At 52.0% G+C, this 22,945-nt stretch carries 15 protein-coding genes; 1 reads left to right on the top strand and 14 read right to left on the bottom strand.

The window, feature by feature from the left end; all coding sequences use genetic code 11:
• Positions 1 to 2: 2 nt before the first annotated feature.
• The 13 genes from JI741_RS29005 to JI741_RS28945 all read right to left on the bottom strand — a co-directional run bounded on the left by JI741_RS29005 (position 3) and on the right by JI741_RS28945 (position 18,602).
• Positions 3 to 3,611, bottom strand: coding sequence for a response regulator (locus JI741_RS29005; protein WP_202015677.1), 3,609 nt, complete (start codon positions 3,609 to 3,611; stop codon positions 3 to 5).
• A 51-nt stretch (positions 3,612 to 3,662) separates the two neighbouring features.
• Positions 3,663 to 5,240, bottom strand: coding sequence for a response regulator (locus tag JI741_RS29000; protein ID WP_202015676.1), 1,578 nt, complete (start codon positions 5,238 to 5,240; stop codon positions 3,663 to 3,665).
• 250 nt (positions 5,241 to 5,490) lie between these two features.
• Positions 5,491 to 6,474: a glycoside hydrolase family 43 protein gene (locus JI741_RS28995; protein ID WP_202015675.1), complete on the bottom strand. Its 984-nt coding sequence runs from the start codon at positions 6,472 to 6,474 to the stop codon at positions 5,491 to 5,493.
• A gap of 62 nt (positions 6,475 to 6,536) precedes the next feature.
• Positions 6,537 to 6,836 (bottom strand): hypothetical protein, encoded by a 300-nt coding sequence (locus JI741_RS28990; RefSeq protein ID WP_202015674.1) that lies wholly within the window; start codon positions 6,834 to 6,836, stop codon positions 6,537 to 6,539.
• A gap of 17 nt (positions 6,837 to 6,853) precedes the next feature.
• Positions 6,854 to 7,894 carry a carbohydrate kinase family protein gene (locus JI741_RS28985; protein ID WP_202015673.1) on the bottom strand — a complete coding sequence of 347 codons (1,041 nt, stop codon included), beginning with the start codon at positions 7,892 to 7,894 and terminating at the stop codon, positions 6,854 to 6,856.
• A 16-nt stretch (positions 7,895 to 7,910) separates the two neighbouring features.
• Entirely contained in the window at positions 7,911 to 8,804 is an 894-nt protein-coding gene (locus JI741_RS28980; RefSeq protein WP_202015671.1) for a sugar phosphate isomerase family, read from the bottom strand.
• A 112-nt stretch (positions 8,805 to 8,916) separates the two neighbouring features.
• Positions 8,917 to 11,019: an outer membrane protein assembly factor BamB family protein gene (locus tag JI741_RS28975; RefSeq protein WP_236676326.1), complete on the bottom strand. Its 2,103-nt coding sequence runs from the start codon at positions 11,017 to 11,019 to the stop codon at positions 8,917 to 8,919.
• A gap of 48 nt (positions 11,020 to 11,067) precedes the next feature.
• A complete protein-coding gene (locus JI741_RS28970; RefSeq protein WP_202015667.1) occupies positions 11,068 to 12,972 on the bottom strand; it encodes a sialate O-acetylesterase in 1,905 nt (634 codons plus the stop codon).
• 13 nt (positions 12,973 to 12,985) lie between these two features.
• Entirely contained in the window at positions 12,986 to 14,473 is a 1,488-nt protein-coding gene (locus JI741_RS28965) for a hypothetical protein (RefSeq protein ID WP_202015665.1), read from the bottom strand.
• Positions 14,474 to 14,516: 43 nt separating this feature from the next.
• Positions 14,517 to 15,587 carry an amidohydrolase family protein gene (locus JI741_RS28960; RefSeq protein WP_202015664.1) on the bottom strand — a complete coding sequence of 357 codons (1,071 nt, stop codon included), beginning with the start codon at positions 15,585 to 15,587 and terminating at the stop codon, positions 14,517 to 14,519.
• 21 nt (positions 15,588 to 15,608) lie between these two features.
• The gene (locus JI741_RS28955; protein ID WP_202015663.1) at positions 15,609 to 16,430 is read right to left on the bottom strand and encodes a class II fructose-bisphosphate aldolase; all 822 of its coding nucleotides are present in this window, start codon (positions 16,428 to 16,430) and stop codon (positions 15,609 to 15,611) included.
• A gap of 2 nt (positions 16,431 to 16,432) precedes the next feature.
• Entirely contained in the window at positions 16,433 to 17,380 is a 948-nt protein-coding gene (locus JI741_RS28950; RefSeq protein ID WP_202015662.1) for a carbohydrate kinase family protein, read from the bottom strand.
• A gap of 61 nt (positions 17,381 to 17,441) precedes the next feature.
• Complete coding sequence (locus tag JI741_RS28945) at positions 17,442 to 18,602, bottom strand: SIS domain-containing protein (protein ID WP_202015661.1); 1,161 nt, start codon at positions 18,600 to 18,602, stop codon at positions 17,442 to 17,444.
• Positions 18,603 to 18,775: 173 nt separating this feature from the next.
• On the opposite strand from JI741_RS28945, the gene JI741_RS28940 reads away from it, so the two are divergent.
• Positions 18,776 to 22,039 carry a DUF5107 domain-containing protein gene (locus tag JI741_RS28940; RefSeq protein WP_202015660.1) on the top strand — a complete coding sequence of 1,088 codons (3,264 nt, stop codon included), beginning with the start codon at positions 18,776 to 18,778 and terminating at the stop codon, positions 22,037 to 22,039.
• A gap of 128 nt (positions 22,040 to 22,167) precedes the next feature.
• On the opposite strand, the gene JI741_RS28935 is transcribed toward JI741_RS28940, so the two are convergent.
• Positions 22,168 to 22,764, bottom strand: coding sequence for an RNA polymerase sigma factor (locus tag JI741_RS28935; protein ID WP_202015659.1), 597 nt, complete (start codon positions 22,762 to 22,764; stop codon positions 22,168 to 22,170).
• Positions 22,765 to 22,945 lie beyond the last annotated feature (181 nt).

Here is a 22,945-nt window from a genome sequence, read left to right as displayed (position 1 = left end):
TCCTAGCGTTTAGTGGTGCCGCGTTCATAGAGCCACACCCGCAGCAACGACAGCAGTTGGTCTATGTCTACCGGTTTTGAAATATAATCGGAGGCTCCGGCGCTGATGCATTTGGCGCGGTCGCCCGCCATGGCTTTGGCCGTGACGGCAATGACCGGGATGTTCTTCAGGCGCGGATCGTTTCGAATGGCGGTGGTGGACTCATAGCCGTCCATCTCGGGCATCATCATATCCATCAACACGATATCGACGTTGGGACTGGCTTGCAATTGTTTCAAGGCGTCTTTACCATCCACCGCGGTGATCACATTCATCATGTAGTTCTCCATGGCTTTTGTGAGCGAGAAGATGTTGCGCACGTCGTCGTCGGCAATGAGTACGGTTTTGCCTTTCAGCACTTCGTCCAGTTCGCCAAGTTTGTGATAGCGTGGTTTTGCATTGGGAGATTCTTTCTTTTCCATCAGGTGAAGGAATAGCGACACCTCGTCGTAAATGCGTTTGTAGGAATGCGCGGTTTTGATAACGATGGAGTCGGCATATTGCTTCATACGCAACTCTTCGGCGCGCGACAGATTTTGTCCTGTAAAAATAATGACGGGAACATTTTCAAGACCGGGGGTGCTGCGCACCTGTTCCAGGGTCTCATACGATTTCTGATCGGGCATGCCCATGTCGAGTATCACACAGTCGGTATCTTTCGACTTGAGGAGCGCGATGGCTTCCTGCACATCGTTCCGGATCTCGAGACTGATGTCGAAGGTTTCGAGGAAGTAGCCCAGGGCTTTGGCGTGCTGGGGGTTTTCTTCTACGATGAGCACTTTCTTGGGATGGTGCGTCAACACGTATTCGATCTTTTGAAAGATCTCCTGCATCTTTTCGTAGGCCACCGGTTTGTTGATAAAATCCACGGCGCCTTTGTGCAGGCTCTCGCTCTTTCCTTCGTGCGACGACATGATATGAACGGGAATGTGGCGGGTGTAGGCATTGGCTTTCAATTCGTCCATCACTTCCCAACCGCTCTTCACGGGCAGTTGAATGTCGAGCAATATGCCCACGGGTGAAAATTCGCGGGCCAGTGCAATGCCTTCGTCACCGCGAACAGCCACGATGCCCTTGTAGCCACGGCGCCGCGTAAAGTCCAGCAACGACTTGGCAAAGTTTGTGTCGTCTTCCACAATAAGAATCACCTTGTCATCGGTCTTGATCACAGCCCTGTCGTCGGGAATGTTTTCGGGAATGGACGTGCTAATATACTTGGCGTCTGTTTTAGGGCGATTGCATTGCAGCGGATCGCTGGTGAGTAAATCCGAGAGACTGTTGGTGAACGTTTCGGGTTTTCCCTGCGGCTGGCTCAGGGGTATGTTTAATATAAATTCACTGCCTTTACCCACTTCACTTTTCATGCGGATTTCTCCACCCAAAAGCTTGGCCAATTCGCGGCTGATGGAAAGGCCCAACCCGGTTCCGCCATATTTACGGCGCGTCGAACCATCGGCTTGCTGAAAGGCTTCAAAGATGAGCTGCTGTTTTTCCAACGGCACACCTATGCCCGTATCCTTCACAGCAATTCTCAGCATGAACATGTCTTTACCTTCTTTGGCCACATCCAGGCTCACATAGCCATTCGCGGTGAACTTCAGCGCGTTCGACAAAAGGTTGCGCAAGATCTGCACGAGCCGTAGTTTGTCGGTCTCTATCTTTTCGGGCACATCCTTCGCCACCGTTGTGAGGAACTCGATGCCTTTCACTTTGGCCATGGGATGAAACACGCCTTGCATCTCTTCGATAATTTCCTGCACCGACACCTGGCTATATTCAAGCCGCATTTTTCCGGACTCAATTTTGGAGAGGTCCAATATTTCGTCGATGAGCGATAACAAACCGTTGCCTGAGCTTTGGATGACACGGGCATATTCTACCTGATCGGTGTTGAGATTCTTCTCCGGATTTTCGGACATCAGTCGCGATAGCAACAGGATGGAGTTGAGTGGTGTGCGCAGTTCGTGCGACATGTTGGCAAGAAACTCGGATTTATAGCGGGTGGTCTGCGCGAGCTGTTCCGCCTTCGCCTGTATTTCGAGGTTGCGCTCGGTGATCAACTCGTTCCGGTCTTCGAGCATGCGGCTTCTTTCTTCCAGTTCCTGGTTGGCCTGGCGCAGTTCTTCCTGTTGCACTTTCAATTCTTCTTCGGAAGCCTGGAGCTTTTCGGTTTGCACTTCCAGCTCGCTGTTCACGTGTTCCAGCTCGCTGTGCTGGGCCTGTAGTTCTTCGGTTTGGGATTGTGTTTCTTCCAGCAGTTCCTGCATGCGCTTCCGGTTCTGCGCTGTGCTGATCGATACGCCGATGTTGGCTGCTGACGTTCTCAAAAACTCAAGGTCACGGGTGGTGAATGTATGCAGGGAAGCCACTTCCAGTGCACCTTTGATGGTGTAGCCGTCGTAGAGCGGAATGGCCACGATGTGCCTGGGTCGGGCCTGGCCGGTGGTGAAGCTGATGTAGATGCTTTCCTCAGGAACATCTTTCAGTTCCATGAGCTTGCCGGTCGACACGGCCTGCCCTACGAGGCCTTCGCCAATCTTGAATCGCGCACGCGACTTGTCGGGCATATAGGCATAGCCTGCAAACACCTGAAGCTCGTCGCGTTCCAGAATGTAGAGGGCGCCCACCTGGCTTTGCGAGTAGGACGACACAAACTCGATGACCTGGTTGGTGAGGGCCTGCAACGTCTTCTCCCCGATCATCACATCGTTCAGTCCGGCGATGCCAGCTTGCAACCACTCCTTGTCAGAGAGCTGCACAAACGACTCCTGTAGCGACGATGCCATCTTGTTGAGTGACCCCGCCACATTGCCCAGCGCATCGCTTTGCTGGTCGTCAACACGAATGCCGTAGTCGCCCGCCGCGACCTTGTCGGCAATGCCTCGTATGATGCCGATGCGTGTGCTGATGTCTTTCTCTTTCGCTTCCAGTTCACGTTGCAGGATCGCTTTCTCTTCGAAGTCGTTGCGGACGCGCACATAGAACGCGATGGTGATGAGCAAGGCGATGACAGCGGCAGTCACAATGAGCACCGGCGTGAAGTTGGAGAATGTTTCCATGCGCGAGGTTCGCTCCTTCAATAGTGCTTCTTCGCGTTCGCGCATAGACGTCATGAGCGAGCGCACCGAGTCCATATAGTCCTTGCCCATGCGAAGGTCTTTTATCTGCAACGTGCCCACGGAATCGCGGTGGTCGATGACGCGTTGCAGAATGGTGAACCGCTTTGTCACGAGGCGGCGAAGATCTTCAATGCCCTTTTGCTGTGCGGTATTGTCGAGGGTGAGCGCCTGCACGTTGTCAAGAGCTCTGTCCGCCACGGCCTGTGCTGCCTTGTAAGGTTCTTGATAATCCTTTTCGCCGGTCAGCAAATAGCCGCGTTGTCCCGTCTCGGCATCTTTCAACGCCGACATCACGTCGTTCAATTCGAGAATAACCGCATGGGTATGATTCACCCAGTTTGAACTGTCCAGCAAATTGCGGATGCTGATGTAGGAGGCCACCGAACTAATCATCAGGATCAATAGCGATACGCCAAAGCCAATGATGAGGTTTCTCTTATACGTAGTCTTCATTTCACTATAAAAAACAAGGTTCTGTTAAGTATGCTCTGCTAATTTTAATTTTCATGCTCCGGAAATTTCAATTGGCCGAAGAGGCAGCACGATGGTGAATTTTGTCCCGACATTCTCTTCGCTCGTCACGCTGATAAGACCGTTGTGACGATCGATTGTTTTCTTCACTATGGCAAGTCCAATGCCTGTTCCCTCATAAGAATCTTTTTGATTCAGGCGTTGAAAGATTTCAAACACCTTGTCGGCATAATGCTGCTGGAACCCGATGCCATTGTCGCGCAAGGTGATGCGCAAATAGTCGCCATCGCGGGTCGGGCTCGCGGCTAAGGATTTGCTGTCGACACGTTCTGCCCGAATGCTGATTTCGGGAAAGGTTTCTTCCTTCGAAAACTTGAGGGCGTTGCTGATCAGGTTCTGAAACACTTGCTTGATCTGTCCGGGAATCACCACCGCCCGAGGTATCGGCCCCACATCGACGATGGCATTCTTTGCTTTCACCTTCAACTCAAGATCCACCAACACTTCGTTAACCACAGCGTTGAGATCGGTTTCCTGAAAGAGATCCTTGTCGGGAGGCCTCGAATAGTCCAACAGGTCGGTGATGAGCTTGCGCATACGGTCGGCCGACGAAATGATTTTTTCCAGGAAACGTTTTCCTTCGCTCTGGGGCGGTGGATATTTTTCCATCACCATATTGCTGAACACCTGAATTTTCCGAAGCGGTTCCTGCAAATCGTGTGACGCCACAAAGGCGAATTGCTGTAGTTCGCTGTTGCTTTCCTGAAGTTTACGGTTGATGTGTTTCAACTCCTGCGTTCTTTCCTCAACCTTGTTCTCGAGAATTTGAGACGCCATCTTTTGCTCATGAATGTCGGTGAAGATGCCCACCCATTTGATGAGGTGGTCTTCCTTCTTCACCGGTGTGAGATAGAGCACGTGGAAGCGATAGTCGTCGCCGTTCAGCACCTTGATGCGCACCTCCTGGATGAATTGCTTCTGTGTTTGGATGGCCATTTTCATACAGTCCGTCACCGTGATGCCCTCCGTGGTGGGAAACGCAGTGTTGTCGTCACTGTACATGGCCCAGTGGTTGTTCACAAATTCGATGTTGCCATCGGGTTTTGTGGTGAATGCCATTTGGGGCATCGACTCCAGGATGGACTTCAATTCTTCGACACGCTCCTGCAGTTCGTTCTCGGCTTTCTTTCGAAATTCAATTTCTTCGCGCAAGAACTTGTCCATGGCGCTGAGCTGCCGGTTTTGTTCCGAGATTTTGTAAAAGCTTTTTACCTTCAACAGCAGCAGGTCCGGATCGAACGGCTTGGTGACGTAGTCTACGCCGCCGGATTGAAATCCTTTTGTAATAAATTTCTTTTCCGTGTTCACGGCCGAAAGAAAGAGGATGGGAATGTCTTTTGACTTGCTGTAGCCCGAGATGGCCTCCGCCACTTCAAAGCCATCCATGTCGGGCATTTGAACGTCGAGGATGATCAGCGAATACGAATTCTTCAGCACCTTCTTCAACGCTTCCTCGCCCGACAGCGCACTGTCCACCACAAATTTGTGAAGCTCCAGTAACTTCTTCAGGGAGTATATATTCTCTTGGTTGTCGTCAACAATCAATATCATAGTGCAGGACGTGCACAAGTATACAGTGTGAAGGAGAAATAAAATGCATCCTGCATTAAAAATTACAGGAAGAATTCCTGATATCGGCGCGATAATTTTGGCTGTGGAATTTCAGAGCGCTCTATGGCATGCGTTGGGGAAAAAAGTGGGAATAAAATTCCACACTCGCTGCATGGCATCGTGTTTGTTAGCTGATTTTAAAGATTCTATTTAGAATTACGTCCCCGCCAAACACGGCAGTCCGGTGTCCTCATTTGATCTTCCGGGGCGACACGCCTTGCGTTGTGAGCTTCACGGGTTCGATGAGTCCTTTTGCATCAAAGGTTAACGTTTCAATACACGTTTCGCGATGGTTTGCATCCGTCTCGGTCAAGGGTCTGCGGTGATACACGATATACCATGCGTCGGTTCCCGGTGTATGCATCACCGAATGATGACCAGCGCCCCGCGCCACTGCAGCATCCTGCTCCAATACTTTTCCGATACGGATGAAGGGACCAAATGGCGAGTCGGCAATGGCGTAGGCCACACAATAATCGGGGCCACCCCAAGCGCCTTCCGACCACATGAAATAATACTTGTTGTTCCGGATAAACATGAAGGGACCTTCCACATAGCCTTGTGGTGTGATCTCTTTAAATGTGTTGCCATCGGCAAACGACAACACCGCGGTGAAGTCGCTGTTCAACTTCGCGATGTTACAGTGTCGCCAGCCGCCATAGATAATATAGTAGGTGCCGTCTTTGTCTTTGAACACAAACTGGTCGATGGGTTGGGCGCCGTTGTGAAAGGCATCGATGAGGGGTTTACCCAACAGATCTTTGAAGGGTCCCTGGGGACGGTCGGCTACGGCCACCCCAATCCCGCCTTTTTCGGCATTGCTCTGAATGTCGTTGGCACCAAAGAACAGATAGTACTTCCCGTTTTTCTCCAACGCCGCCGGTGCCCACATGGCGCGTTTGGCCCACGTTACACGCGTTGTGTCCAGAATGCGTTCGTGCTTTGTCCAATGCACCAGGTCGGTAGACGAAAACGCGTCGAAGAACACCTGCCGGTTATAGGCATCCGAATAGGTGGGATACACCCAGTATGTTTTTCCAAAAATCACGCCCTCGGGGTCGGCATACCAGCCGGGAAATATGGGATTGCCGGAGGTTGCTTTCTGTGCAGTAGCCTGGGCGTGGAGGGTTGTTGTGGACAGTGTGAGCAGGAATAGGACGAGGAGTCGGATCATGTGCTGAACGGGTTAGTTTCAGTAAATATACAGACTCCTTTGTTTTGGCGGCGCGGTCCGCGCTAAAAATCCAGCGTCTTGTAGAACTCGATCTTTGCCTGGCGGATAAACGCCACCTGCTGCCGGTAAAGGTCTTCGTGGCCGTCGTCGCCGCTAAAGAAGTTCAGTGTTTTGTAGGCCGTTTCCAGATCCGGAAATTCATATTGCCAGATCAGCGTGTTGAGCGGTTCACCGCCCGAAATGGGCTGCATCCGCTTTCCTTTCGGATAGTCGGGACGGCTCTTTTCCAGTTGATCGAATTGCTGCTCCAGCGCCATGAAGTCGCGTTCATGACACGGATCAAATTGCTGAATAATGCGCATGACGACGCCCATAGTTGTTAGTCCTCCAATAGTTTTTTAACCGCCAACGACAATGCCGTGGCCGTGTGTTGATAAAATTCTTTCAGGGCACAACGGTCAAGTGTTTTATGAATGGTGTGCTGCGACGTGACGCTCAACGCGGCCACCAGCGTGGCAAGCTCCTGCGCTTCAAAAAAGGAAAGGCCCGCTATTTGTCCACAAAGCAATCCCGAAAAAAAAGCGTCGCCCGCTCCTGCTGTGCTCCTGGGAACTGTGTCTATGCTTTTCCGGAAGTTCAACGTGTGGCCATCCCAGCACCAGCTTCCCATCCGTCCGTCGGTGATGGCCACGAGCATGTGCGGGTTGGCTTCGCGGAGTGTTTGAATGGTTCGCTCCACAACGTCTTTTGTGTTGGCATGTTCGTGACCCGGAATCAAAGCATGCGCTTCACTCAAATTGATTGACAACAAATCCGTTGACGACAACATCGTGTGCGTTTCGGGTTGCCTTAGCTCTTCCGCTGTAAACGATGCTGCGCAGCAGGCGCCGGCCGCTTTGCCCAGCATTAGCAATTTCGCACGCGCAGCCAGTGGCACCTCAGGCGCTGCCATCACTATGCCGCGTGAACCAAGCGCGTTGATTTCGGATGAGGCCCGGGCAATGTCTTCTGCCGTTACCTGTGCGCTGGCCGAATTGTCGGTAGTGAGGTTGCCGCCGCTGCCGTCGGGATAGTAGAAGCATAACGAGAACAAGGTCGAAGCGGCGTGTTGCGTCTGCACGTGATCCATAACAAATCCGGTTGCGTTCATCTCGCGCAAGAGGGTGTGGCCAAGATCGTCCTCCCCCACCTTGCCGATGGGTGTTACGGAAAATTGAGGACCGGCAAGCACCTTCACATAGTGGAGAATGATGTGCTGTTTGCAATAGTCTTCCACGTCGAGAAACCGGCCGCTGCGGCTTTCTTCACGGCCGAGTGTGTGATTGCCATTGAGATGAAAAAACTTTCCGGTGCCAAGGCCACCGGTGCCGATCATGCCGGCGTATTGTTGCTCATGGGGAGGAATGTGCAGCGGCTTCATAGTAGTTTGCAACATACTAAAGTCCCAGTTCCCAATCCGGATTTTCGCTGATGGGATGTGTAGCTGTTTTCACGGTGGCGGTGATAACCACGTCTGCATGCTCCTGGCATAACGTGATGGGATACTCCGGCGTTAACGGACCAAACAAAGCCACACGCAACGCGGTTTGCTTCCACTTGCCCGTGTCGCTGTAGAGTCTCACCTTTTTTGCAGACAGGCATTCCTTCACTCCCAACGTCACCGACATGGGTGGCACAAACTGGTAGGCTGCACCAAAGGTTCGCTGCGCCAGCGCAATGATGGTGTCGATATTATTCTCTTGAACCCGGATAGTGGAGTTGCGCAAAGCTTCAAGCGAGACCTCGCTGAATGGATGACGGCGTGCCTGGTTGTAGGCAATGTGCCCATCTTGTCCCCAACCGCCATACGTAATGTCGATGGGCGCGACGGCGATTTTTTCTTTTACATCAGGAATGTTATACGCGTTGAGCCAGTTACGGTTCTCCAGGGGTACCGTTAAATCGGCATGAACCGGATCATAAAAGTATTTTTCCATGAATCCCCGGAAATTATAAGGATGTTTTTTTGGCAATTCGTTTCCCTGCCAATCCAGGCATTCGTCCATATGAAACACCACCACATTCTTTAGTGAAACCTTTTCTTTGTTCACCAGCGTGGTGAACGGTGCATACCAACACGCGGGTCCGCAAGGAATGATCGCGCGGGTTTGGCGATGGTTAGCGTTGTTTTGTTTTATCTCGTCCACGAGCTCGCGCGCCATGAGCATTCCCATATGGGCCGAATCGTGTGCGAGGCGAAACGGAATTTTTCGCTGCGGATGTGCGAGCAGCTGGTCGCAGGGAATGCTGCACCATGCGTAAAGTTCTTGAGGCGTAATCGTACGTGCCATGCGTCTGTCACAATAGGTTGTCGTCTATACTGAAGAGCACGACGGCCTGCATATCTCATGAAAAGCCGGTGAGATTTTTAGTGCTGGGTTGGGTTGACGCACTACGCAGACACTACCGTTCTTTCAAGGCAAACGCCACGTAGGCATCGCCGGATGGAGAGCCTACCTTTCCTCCTCCTCCCGCTGCAATCACGATGTATTGTTTGCCGTCTACAACATAGGTGGCGGGTGTGGCATAGCCCCCGGCAGGTAGTTTATATTCCCACAACAACTTGCCCGTTTGCTTGTCGAACGCACGGAGCTTTTCGTCGCGCGTAGCGGCAACAAACACAAGGCCACCCGCGGTGACGAGAGAGCCTCCCAGATTTTGTGTGCCGGTGATGGGAATACCCTTAGCCGTAAGCTCCGGATATTCACCCAGTGGCACTTGCCAAACCCTGTCGCCCGTGTTGAGGTCGATCGCATTGAGTGTTCCCCAGGGAGGTTTCACACCGGGATAGCCATCAGCATCAGTAAGCGTCTTCCAGCCGTCGTGCACATAGCGGTACGTGGTGGGTTGGGCCGGTGTTTGATTGGTGGATGTTGTTTGCTGTTGCTGTTTGTCAAACAAAAACGCCAGGAGTGCTTCCTTGTCTTGCACAGAAAGGTTCGGGAACGCCGGCATTTGTCCTTTGCCGTTTTTCAAAATCTGGCTGACATCGCTTTCGCGAAGACGCTTTGCTAAATTTTGCAACGACGGGAACACGCCTGTGCCGGCACGATCGGCGCCGTGGCACATGGTGCAGTTATTCAACGTATATACCTTTTCGCCGGGAGAAAGAAGTTGTTGTCCCCCGGCCATCTCCACGGCTTTCATTTTGATGAGCAACGGAATTTCATTCGCGTTCACGTAGAGCAAGCCGGTCTCCGGGTCAAACGATGCTCCTCCCCACTCCGCGCCGCCGCGGGTTCCGGGAAATTGCACCACACCGTCGATGCTTGGTGGTGTATAAATGGTGCCCTTGCGTGCTCCTTCAATTTTCGCTTTCACAAAAGCATGTGCTTCCGGAGAAATGTCGGTGATGTCGTCGTCCGAAAAACGATGACGCACAAAGGGAAGTGGCTTCACGGGGAAGGGTTGCGTGGGCCAGGTTTCTTCGGCCATCAAATCCGATGAAGGCACGGCGCGTTCTTCTATGGGAAACACCGGTGTTCCAGTTTCGCGCTCGAACACGAACACCATGCCCATCTTTGTCACCTGGGCAACGGCGTCAATTGTCTTTCCATCCTTATGCAATGTCACCAGTGTTGGCGGGGCGGGCAGGTCATAGTCCCACAAGTCGTGGTGCACCAGTTGATGATGCCACTTGCGCGCACCGGTTTTCGCATCGAGTGCGATGAGGCAGTTGCCAAAGAGATTTTCACCTTTCCGGTTTCCGCCATAAAAATCAAATGCGGGCGATCCGGTTGGAATAAACACCAGTCCGCGTTTTTCGTCCAGGCTCATCCCAGCCCAGGCGTTAGTGCCGCCCACTTCCTTGTATGCGTTGGTTGCCCAGGTGTCGTAGCCAAATTCTCCGGGCTGTGGAATGGTGTGAAAGGTCCACGCTATTTTTCCGGTGAGCACATCATAGGCGCGTACAAATCCCGGCGCGGCATCATAACCTTCACCAAGGGCCGTGCCTTGTATGAGCAAGTCGCCGAAGATCATGCCAGGCGAAGTTGCCCACACGGCCAGGGCGGAAGGGTCCCGACCTAATCCAACACGCAAATCAATTCTGCCTGCTGTGCCGAACGTGGAAATTAGTGATCCATTGTCGGCGTTGAGCGCATAGAGGTATGGCCCTGCCGAAAAGAAGATGCGTTTGTCGTTGCCCTTCTGCCAATAGGTGACACCGCGATTCACGCCGGTGGCTTCCGCGTTGGCAAAAGGATCGAACTTCCAAAGCTCCTGACCCGACTTGGGGTCGAGCGCCATCAGTTTCAACCGTGGGGACGTGACATACATCTTCCCGTTCACGATGATGGGATTGCATTGCATGGTCGACCGATTTTCTTCCCGTGCATCTTTTGTGTGATAGGTCCACACCACCTCCAGGTGTTTCACCGAAGCGGCGTCGATCTGATGCAACGCCGAATAGCCTGTGCTGCCCGCGTCGCCGCGATAGACCGACCATGTGGTAAAAGGCGGTTCCGCGCGGCGACACGAAAGCAGTGCCGCGCAGAGAAGCATCATGGCTGTTGCGCGTTGGAAAGAGGATGAAATTCTGTTCATCGAAAAATGTCAGTTGAGTTCGAACGTGTCGCTGCGGAACGGCGCTGCGGGGAATCCTTCATTGTTGTGGAGGGATGCGTCGGGATTGCCGCTCCATGCATAACGAATCGCGATGGGGTCTGGCACGGCATCGCAGGTTACCACCACCGTGTTGCCTTCGATCGCGACCATTGTTGCCTCATGAAATTTACGGTCTTCACCACAAACAAGAAACACCGAGGGCGTATTCCTCTTCAATACCAGACCACTTCCAGTCTGATCAAACGTTATACGAAGTTTGTTTCCGTATCGCTTCGCAGCCGAAAATATCGGCCCTGTATAAACCCGGTCTTCACCGTATGCCACATGTTCTGCCACGGCGTGCAGGCGTTCGCCCACCGGTTCCTTATCGCGGGGGTGCACGTCGTTTGGATCGCCGAGGTCGATGGTCACCGCCAGGCCAGTGTTGGGATACTGCAAGGCTTTTGCCTGCACGTCGCGCATCCTAACCCAATTGTTTCCTCCCGGCGCGTAGTTTGGGAGTTGTACGATGAGGAACGGAAAATTGCCAAGTTGCCAGCGGGTGCGCCAATCGGTGAAGAGCAGTGGGAGCAATGTTTCATACTGTGCAGGCTTGCCTGAGTTACCCTCGCCCTGATACCACAACGCGCCACGAATGCCATAGGGAATGATGGGTGATATCATGGCGTTGAACAACGACGATGGTTCCAGTGAATAATCCTTCGCCACGGGCAAGTCTGGTTCGAGATTGCTGTTGTAGGACCATGCGCCGCTCAGATTGATGTCTGTTTTTTTATCTAACGAATGCAGTCGCGGCACATCTGCGGGGTTGCCAATGCGGCCATAACCCCATTCCGACAACAAACGAATCGCAATCACATTCACTCCTGCTTTCAACACTTTTGCGGGCACCGTGTAGGTTCTTTCTCCCTGGTGGTTGGTGCGTCCCACTTCTATGCCATTCACATAGGTGATGTCCTGTTGAATGACTTTGCCCAGCGACAACACAAGATCGCCTTTTGGTTTTGAGGGCAGGGTGATGTTTTTACGAAACCACAGCAGGCGGTATCCACCCAAACCGAGCTTCGAAACAACGATAGGATAGTTTGCCTGCGGCCATGCCGCGTCATTGTATTTTAGCTTGTGCACGCCCATCTCCTGCCCTGCCTTTGTGGTCTCGATGATGCGGCGATATTCCTTTTGTATGACAAGCCCTTCTTTGTCCAACGCGGCCCAATCTTCCGGGTGGTGTCGCAGGTCTAATATTCTTGTTTTGAAATCGGGATGTGTGAACAGCATGTCGGCGCTGGTCCATGCCTCGGCAGGCGTGCCGCTGTTGGAAGAGTTGATGATGCCTACGGCAATGTTCTTTTCCTTTTGCAACGCCCGCGCGAAAAAAAATGCCACTGCCGAAAAGTTGCCGACGGTTTGAGGTGTGCACACGTTCCATTGCAGCCCATCCAAATCCCGCAAGGGTGTGCCGCTCACCTGCTCGGGAACGTGTACTTCCCGAATGTTGGGAAAATCAGCAGACGACACTGTAGCGTCCTTGTTCACTACTCCATCCACCGAAAAGCTCATGTTGGATTGCCCCGATGCCAGCCATACTTCACCCACCATCACGTTGGAAAATGTCAGCGTCTCGCGGCCTCCTTTAATGATCATGATATACGGACCACCGGCTTCAAGCTGTGGCAACCGTATCATCCATTTACCGGAGCCGTCGGCATGTCCGGCGCTGTGCGTGCCGGCAAATTCGATCTCTATTTTCTCGCCGGGTGCAGCCAGACCCCACACGGGTGCGTTGATCTTCTGCTGAACAACCATGTTGTTACCAAAGATACCCGCAGTTTTAAAGGATTGTGCCGACGCAACGGTCGACGTGAATGCAAAAAGCAGGAGCAGGAATCTCATCTGTAAAAAAAAATTAAGGTTGAAGTGTGGCATACGCGATCCGAATCTCTCCCCGCTTCCCCTGCATGTCGGATGCTTCCAGTGTGACGTGAAGCATGTCGCCTTCGTATCCAATGCTGAGAACGGAAAGACCCGGCTCCAGCGAAATTACGTTGTCGGGTTTGGGGCATTTTATCTTCACGACCTGTTGCCCGTACATTTTTAACACGATGGAAATCTGATTCTGCTCTTTACGCAGGCTGTAGATGTTGTAGGTGCCGTCGTTGAAAACATGAACCGGCTGGGATGACGTGCCCAATGAATACCGGAGCGTATACTGTTGTTGTTCCAAGGGCGGCAGATATAAAAAGCCAAAGCCCTCGTCTTCAAAATAGGCCGGCATCAACTCTCCATTCACCGTGGCCGACGACACGTGCTGGTCTTTTTGCAATTTGATTTTCAACACCATGTTGCCGAGTATGTCGCGCGCGTATGCATCGTCCGGCATGGCGGTGTTGTCGATTTCCACGGTGCCTTCGGTGACTTCCTGCACACGGGTGTGGCGGCGATAGAGCCATTGCGAGTGAAGCTGTTCTGTGTTCTTGGCAATATAGCGGTCTTCCTCTCGCTGAAACCGCTTGTAATATTGAACCCACTGCTGGGTCACATCGGCTTGCACAAAATCGTCGGGGGCAAGCCAGTTCACCCAGTGACTTTCCACCATGTCGGTGCTTTGCATGTCGATGAGCACTTTGGGCAAGGACTGTAGCTCGTACCAGAGGTTGCCGTAGTTCATGCGGTTGATCACATGCGTGCCATGATCGAAACCGCCGCCGTTGGTTTCGGATGGAGGACACAGCTCGGGAATTTGTGCAAAATCGGTGTTGGCATATTTCACGCCCACTTCCGACAATAATTTTCCAAGGCTATAGTCTCCATTCGGGTTCCAGTAATAGCTGTACGCACACGGCACAAAGCTTTCCGGAAAAGAATGTCCTTTTGCAGACGTGATGTCATACTGCGCCATGATCTCGATGAAGCCCTGAATATGATTGCGCAGTTCATGTTCGGGCCAGGGTTTCCGATCGATGAGGTTATACCATTCGGCACGGCGCTGAATGCCATCGTCGGCCCAATACTCATGACCGGTGCCGTGAAAGCCGAATTCCATGAACGCGGCTTGTTGCTTCACATAGTCCATGATCACAAACTCCTTGTTGCTCACGCGGGGTGCGTTGTTCCAGCGCGAACGTTGATAGGTGGTGGTGGGATATTTCGCGAGCACATTTTCACGGTCCATTTCGCTGAGGATAAAAAGACTCTGAATGCGAGCCCCCACTGCTTTGCCAACGGCCACCACGTGTTTGTAGTCGTTCAGGTCGAATATGCGCTTCACGCCCGCCCGGTGTGGTCCCGGTGGTGTGCCCTTCGAAAGATTGCTGCCCTCGTTCCAACCCAGGTCGTCGATGGCCACCGCGAAGCCGCGGGGAAAAATGATTTTCTTAAAACTGTTCCACTCCATCGTTTGTCACAAATTCATGGTAATGTCTTTTAACCGCGACGGTCTATCGCTTCAATATTTTCTTGGCATTGGTTTGATACACTTTTTTCAGCACGGCATCGCTCAACCCAAACCCGTGAAGGGGCCAGTGATAGCCGGTCATTTCCGTGGCGTAGAAGTGTTCGTCTTTTGATTCGAGTATACGAAAGGTGAAGGCATACATTTCGGGATCTGCGCCCATGTCGGTGCCATACACAATCTTGTCCTGGTGTTTTTCAAGGAAGGTGTTCATGTAGCGTGGTATCGTGGCCGTCTCCGCATAGCGCGCAGAGATGTCGGCATAGAGATTCGGGTATTTGCCAAGCAGGTTGCCGAGGATGCTAAGGTCGTATTCGCAGTTGGCGTAGTGACACGCCACAAACGTGGTAGCGGGATTTTCGCGCACGGCTTTCTCCAGCGTACCGATCAATTGAGCGTGCGTTAACAAGCCTGGTTTCGTCTGGTCGACGCGCCAGATGTACGCATTCATGAGGCCGTCGTTGGTGGAGTCCATCTTTTCATACATCCACATCGGCTCGGCCACATGCACGTTGACAGGCAGTCTCAGCTCCGCGCATTTTTTCCACAACGGGCGCATGCGTGGATCGTCGATGTGCATACCCCAGGCTGGTGTTGGCGAAGAATAGAATTCACCGAGGCCTTTGTCGCCAAGCTCGCCCACGCCTTTGGCTCCTACGCGCGCACAACGCTCCAGTTCTTTCACCGCGCGATCGATCCATCCCGGTTCCTTGAAGCCGGTGTGATCGAACCCACACCACACCTCAAATCGATCGCCAAATTTGGAATAGACCTGATAGATCGAGTCAAACTTCGCGCCTGTGGCATACGACAGGATGAGCGTTTTTTCGATACCCATCTTGTCCATGGTTTTTATCCACTGCTTCAGGTCTTCGTTTGTTTTGCCATAGGGATGCGAGTGCATGTCGATGACCGGATATTTCGCTTTCTCTATTTTGGTGACGGGAATGTTGTATATGGACTTGGGGCGATAATTTTTGAGCAACAGCTGGTCCGGAGTCTGGGCCAGTGCCCCCGTGGCAAGCCACATCAATAGAATTGTGAATGTCTTTTTCATATCGAACATGGCGTATAGGGTTTAGTGAGGTGAAACCACTTCCAGTTTTTCGCGGATCAACTTCACCACCGACTGGGTGGCTTGCGGAAACACTTTTCGCAAATCGATCTCATCGTTGTCGCGCAGCACTTGCTGCAACGTTTTCATGAACATGTTTTTTGTTTCGGTGGCGAGGTTCACTTTGGTGATGCCACGGCTCACGGCGTCGCGTATCTGATTGTCGGGGATGCCCGATGAGCCATGCAACACCAGTGCTGCCGGTGTGGCCGCGTGAATGGCCGAGAGCAATTCCAACTGAAGCTGTGGTGTCTCTTTATAAAATCCGTGTGCCGATCCGATAGCAATGGCGAGTGCGTGTGCGCCGGTTTCTTCCACAAAACGCTTCGCTTCTTCGGGTTGTGTGTATTGACTCACCTTTTGCACCTGTCCCAACTTTGCCACGTATCCCAGTTCCGCTTCCACGTTGGCATCATAACGCTCTGCCAGTTTCACCACCGACGACGTGATCTTCACATTTTCGTCGAAAGGTTTTTCACTGGCGTCAATCATTACCGAATCAAAGCCCGCATCAAGACAACGGTGCGCCATCTCCGGCGAGCTGCCGTGGTCAAGGTGAAGCCAGCCTTCCACGCCATATTCGGCTAGGCCTTGCTTTGCCAACGCCGTGGCTATTGGCAAACCTAGGTATTGAATGGAGCTTTCCGAAAGTTGAAGAATCACTGCCTGGTTGTTGGCTTTGGCAGCCTGCAACACACCCGACAACGTTTCGAAGTTATAGAAATTTGTGGCCAGCAATGCCTTGCCAGTTTGTCCTAATGTTTTCAGTTTATGCTGTAGCCGCATGTTCAGAATGTGTAGTTAAAGGTTGACGCTGCAATGGTTTTGACAAGGTTAAGGTCTTCGAAAGCGCCCGTGCCCCCATGACGTGTGGTGTTGACCGCGCCGGTGAGCGCACCAAACTCCAGGCACTCCTGCCATGACTTGTGTTGCAGAAATTTATAAATGAACCCGGCGTCGAAGCTGTCGCCCGCACCGATGCTGTCCACTACCTGTGTGTTGAGAAATGCGCGTTGATGATGCATCGATTTGCCATCCCACAAGTAGGCGCCCTCGCTCCCGTTCTTTACCACAAAGGCTCCATCGAATTGACGCACGTATTCAAGTGCCTCCGGCAAGTTGTTCACGCGGGCCAGGGCTTTCAACTCTACGGCGTTGGGAAGAAACACATCCACAAACGGCAACAACGCCTTCAGGTCAAGGTCCCAGGTTTCGGATGGATCCCATTGCGGGTCGATGGACGTGGTTAGCCCCAGCGCCTTGGCGCGTTGAAAAAGCGCGACGATATCTTTGCGTATGCCGGGTTGCAAAAACACGGAGCTCACGTGCAGGTGACGCGCCTGTTTCATTTTCGCTTCTGGCACATCGACCAGCGCCAATGCGCTCATAGCCCCGGGATAAGTGACCATGGCACGGTCTTCCGAAAAGTTGAGAATAATGGTGGCGCCTGTGCTGTGCGTTGTGGTGTGCATGATATTGCCCGTGTCTACGCCTTTTGCTTTCAGGCTTGAAAGAATGTGTTCGCCAAAATTGTCGTAGCCAAGTTTTCCGGCATAGGTCACGGACGCGCCCAGCGTGCTGAGGTTGCTGGCAAAAATGGCCGAGCTGCTCCCCAACGTGAGGGTCATTTGCTGCGCCAGCACTTCTTTGCCCATTTCCGGAAATTTATCGATCGTGTTCAGAATGAGATCAACATTCAATTCTCCAACGACCAATACATCGAAACGCTTCTCCATAATTCTTTTCAGGGGGATTAATGCCCAGTATAGAAAGACAACTTCAAATTGTAAAGCACTATTATGTGAGTGAATAGATGTTCACGCCTTCTACCACGCGGGTGATGGCCCCTGTGGCCGACGGCGCATCGGGCATCAACCCCAGGGCAATCGACTTGTAGAAGCCGAGCAATTGCGCCGGCAGAATGTAGCACACGGTCAGCAGTTCTTCTTCGATCTTCTTTCCATTCTCCGACAATTGAAACGCGTGCTGCAGGGTCAGGTCTTTTATAGCCGATTCTGAAATACCGATCTCCAGCAACGGAGGGCGGCCCTTCTTCATGGCTTCAATCAGATCTTTTTCGTAGTGCAGCGCATAGGTGTTGTTGGTGAGCAGGTAGACCACCAGCGTGCTTTCGTCTACCACGGCTTTGGGGCCATGGCGGAAGCCGAGGTATGAATCGTTTTTGCAAATCACTTTGCCATCGGTGAACTCCTGCAACTTCAGGTGCGACTCAGTGGCCGTTCCGAAAAACGGTCCGGACCCCAGGAACACGGCGCGGTTAAAGTTCTTCTGCGCGATCTCGCGAAAGTCGCCGGCATAAAGCTCAATCAGTTTGCGACCATATTGAATAAGAGTGTCTACATCGGGCGCGAGCGATTTCAACTGGCGCACCTTGGCGATGAGCAACCCAACGAGCAGCATGGTGGAATAGCTGCTGGTCATGGCCAGGCTTTGGTCGTTGGCTTCGGGTGGAAGATTAAAGATGTAGTGCCGCGATTTTGACGAGTAGTGTGCCAGCTTGCCGTCGGGGTTGCAGGTGATTATGAGGTGATAGCATGTTTTGCAAATCTCGTCGGCCAGCGCAATGGATGCCACACTTTCGGGACTGTTGCCGGAGCGCGCAAACGAAATGAGCAGCGTGGGAATATCGGGATGAAGATAGTCTTTGGGGTGCGACACAATGTCGGTGGTGGCCACCGAATCAGTAGGCAGGCCGGTAGCGCGTTGAAAAACACCGCGCAGCGACAAACCAATGAAGGCACTGGTGCCTGCACCGGCCAGAATGATACGACGTGTGTTGGCCAGGGCTTCGTCCATAAATTTCAGTAACGCTGGTTCCTGCTGGTTGACGTCCTCCCAAGCCCTGCGCCACAGTTCCGGCTGCTGGCAAATTTCACGGGCGGTGTGAATGCCTCCTAGTTTCACGAGGTCAGATGACTCTATCCCCAAGTATTTCATAGTCTGTTTTCGTTTAGCTGGTAGTCAGGCAAAAGTAATAATAAAACTAAATCACACTTTCGTTTTATTACTTTTTTATTGTTTTTTACTTTCTTTTATTTACTATTAACTAAAATTCACCAGTAAATAATAGTTTAATCACATTATATCTTACAAAATCTTACTTTAAAGGAATGAATAGACACCTAACCCAAAACGGCCACCCGCGCTATCAATTTACAGTATTCCGGGAGCGACAACACTTCATCCTCTATTTTCTTGCACACCTTCGCCACCTCGGCAAACAGACCGCAGACCATTTCACATCCATCCTAAGCCTGCATACACGCAGGAGCATCCTACTGCTACATGGATTGCTGCTGCTGGCCTTCGCCGCAAATGCACAGCAGGCCACAGTCACCGAAACAGAAATGGAATTGCTGACCTACGCGTTCAGCGAACCAAACCCGGTGCCCATTCTCACCGAACGAAACAATCGCATCTATCCCTACCACACATTCGATGGCTATGCTACCGAAGCAAAAAAACAAAAGTGGAACGTGGTGAAGCTTGAGAACGAGTTTATTGAGGTATACATTCTCCCGCAAGCAGGTGGCAAAGTGTGGGGTGCTATTGAGAAGTCGACCGGTAAAGAATTTATCTATCGCAATGAAGTGATGAAATTCAGAAACATCGCCATGCGCGGGCCGTGGACTTCGGGTGGCATTGAGTTTAATTTTGGATACATCGGTCACAGCCCGGCCACGTCCACCCCGGTTGATTATACTACACAAAAAAATGCCGACGGCAGCGTGAGCTGTTTTGTGGGAAACATCGATCTGCCTTCGCGCACACAGTGGCGCGTGGAGATTCGGTTGCCCAAAGACAAGGCCTTCTTCGAAACCCATGCCACGTGGAGCAACCCAACCCCGCTCCCCCAATCCTACTACAACTGGATGACGGGCGCAGCCGTGGTATCGGACGATCTTGAATTTTTCTATCCTGGCAACCAGGAACTTGGCCACGACGGAGCCAACGGCCCCTGGCCCGTTGATCCTGCGGGACGTGACATCTCAAAATATGTGAACAGCAATTTCGGATCACATCGCTCCTCGCACATCGTGGGCGAATACACCGACTTCATGGGCGGCTACTATCACAAATCGAATTTCGGTTTTGGTCACTGGGCACTCTACAACGATATGCCCGGACACAAACTTTGGTTGTGGGCCTTGTCGCGTAACGGCGGCATCTGGGAAGACCTGCTCACCGACAGCGACGGACAATATATGGAGTTTCAGGCGGGCCGCATGTTCAACCAGTTTCAGGCATCCTCGCTGCGTACGCCCATCACGCAAGTACCTTTCGCGCCAAACCTCACCGACCGCTGGAGCGAATTGTGGTTTCCTGTGAAAACAATCGGGGGACTGAGCGATGTCTCTCCTTCCGGTGTGCTGCACGTGACGCGCGACAAGAGCACGTTGACGATCGGCATCAATGCGCTTTCCAACGCACAAGCGAAACTTGTTGTGTTGTCGGGCGGAAAAACGATTCATACGGAAACCAAAGCTTTAAAGCCGATGGAGGTTTTTCAAACCACCGTTACGCTGCCAGCTGATGCACCCTTCGACGTTTTAGTGGAAGGAATGGATTTGCGATACAGTTCAGAAAATAAAAACCTAATCAAGCGGCCTTTCGCGTCAACGTTCAAAGCGGATCCCACGAGCGCGGCCTATTTGTATTATGAAGGCATGGAAGAAAAGGAATCCCGCAATTACAGCGGAGCCAAAACCAGCTTCCTCAAATGTCTTGCGAAAGACCCACAATACATTGATGCGCTTGCGGCATTAACCGAATTGCACTACCGTAGCCATCGCTATGATTCGGCATTGCACTATGCAACCCTGGGGCTGCAACTTGATGCCTACGATCCCTCGATAAACTATTTCGCCGGCGTGTCCTATCGTGCACAAGGCGACCTGCTCAATGCGCTGGAAACTTTCGGATGGGCTGCGCGCTCACCGGAATATCGCTCGGCCGCGCTTGCCCAAATGGCCGCCATCGAAGTGCAACGCAACGACCTGACCCTGGCTGAAAAATATGCACAACAATCTCTGGATTTTAACCGCTACAACTTTAGCGCACTGAGTGTGTTGTCAGCGGTCTATCGCATCAAAGGACAAGCCGCCGAAGCGGGAAAGATTGTCGACACCATGTTGTCGTTCGATCCGCTTAATCACCTCGCGGCGTTCGAAGGATATCTGTTGCAGGAAACACCTGCGCGATACGATGCCTTTGCCGCTTCCATCAAAAATGAGTTTCCCTATCAGACCTTTCTGGAAATCGCCATACACTACAATTCGTTGGGACGGACCGCCGATGCCTTGCGTGTACTGGAAAAATCACCAGCCCATTCGTTGGTTCACCTGTGGCAAGCCTACCTGAAGAAAGACACTGGAGCACTGGCGGGCATTGCCGCTGAATCGGCTGCATTCGTGTTTCCATTCCGCTCCGAGACCGTGGACGTGCTGCTGTGGGCCAAAGAGCAGCATGCACACTGGAAATTCACCTACTACCTGGCGCTGAACTACTGGGGCATTCAACGCGACAAAGATGCCATCGCCCTTTTTCAATCGTGTGGCCAGCAACCGGACTTCGCTCCCTTCTATGCCTCGCGTGCCTTCCTGCTGAAACGAACCAACAGTGCACAGGCGAAGGCTGACCTTGAACGGGCGCAACAACTCGCCCCCACCGACTGGCGAAACTGGGCCGCATTGATCGAACACTACGAACAAACCCACGACTATCCTAAAATGCTGTCGCTCTCGCTGGACGCGACGAAGAAATTTAAAGGCAACTCTTCGCTGGGACTCTCATATGCCAAAGCCCTGTTACACACCGGCAACTATGCAAACAGTGTGAAGGTGCTCGAGGGCATGATTATTCTTCCCTTCGAAGGTTCGAGCGATGGCAAAACAGTTTACGAGCAAGCCTACATGCTGTGGGCGCTGGAACTCATGGACAAAAAGAAATTTGCAGACGCCATCGTGAAAATCGAAAAATCAAAAGCGTGGCCCGAAAGCCTCGGTGTAGGCAAACCCTATGACGCTGACACGCGCATGCAGGACTATGCCAAAGCCTATTGTTTGAAAAAGCTGAACAAGCTGGCCGAAGCCGAAGCGTTGTTAAAAGCTGTGCTCGACTATTCACAGCAACAACCGCTGGAACCAAACTTCAACAACATTCTGCCGCTTTGGATATTCACCCAGCGCCACGACGCGGCTGCAGCCGACGCCTGGAAAGAAAAACTGGCAGCCTATGGCTCCCAACGTCCACCCCACCGCTGGGTGGTGGCCAGCGCAACAAACGACACATCGGCACGCGACACGTTGGCAAAATCGCTGGAAAGCAATCCCTACTTCACCATCATACAAAAACTGCAACACCTGGTGTTCTAAAACAAAAACGATCCATCCTAACCCTGCATGCGGGGTTGGGATGGATCGTTTCTTTTGCAGAACCCGCGGTGAACGCAACGATGCACGTTGCGTTCGTACCGCCGGGTATCTGTCAACCCAAACTGTCGTTATTGAAATTTATGTTCCGGCATTTTTGTGAGCTCGCCTTGCAAATTGTCGATGGCTTTTGACACGAGATTGTAGATCGACTCTGTGCTGATCGCCATCAGGTTGGCAATCTCGGCGTAGCTGAGGTTAGCGTAAAATTTCAGGTAGACCACCTCCTTCTGACGTTTTGTGAGTGCGCACAAGGCTTTGTTGATTTTATGTTGTTGTTCCTCCTGTCGTTGCTGCGAGATGATCTGGTCTTCTTTGGAATGCGCAAACTCGTGCACCGACAAGTGGTGAATTTCTTTCTCGCGCGTCCGCATGCGTTTTACCTGGCGGATCACTTTGCGATGAATGGAACTGATCAGGTAAGCTTTCACCGATGCCGGTGTGGCGAGGTTTAGTTTGTTTTTCCAGATCTCCATGAAGAGGTCGTGAATGCAATCCTTCACCAGGTCCTTGTCGCTGGAAATGCGAAGACCATTTTTCACGAGGATCTTGAAGTAGCGATGATAGAGTGCCGCAAAGGCGTCGCGGTTTCCCAGTTGAAATGTGCTCCAGATGGCTTCATCACATTCCTGATCGTAGTCAGCAGTTTGCACAGGCTTTGGTTTCATAGGTCAGGGTTAGAGGCTTTCAAATCCTTTAGCAAGAGCGCAAACACCAAACATTCCATGGCAGGCAATCAAAAAGCCCCTATCTTATGTTTCGTTTGCTTTCTAAACAAAAATAAAATTTTATTTTTCATTTCGATCACAAATCGAAAACAATTTTCAATAAAAAATAAGGAAATGAAAC

Source organism: Chryseolinea lacunae, assembly GCF_016735595.1.
Lineage (GTDB): Bacteria > Bacteroidota > Bacteroidia > Cytophagales > Cyclobacteriaceae > Chryseolinea > Chryseolinea lacunae.
Note: the sequence above shows the minus strand (reverse complement) of the source record. Positions and strands in the feature narration are given on the sequence as shown.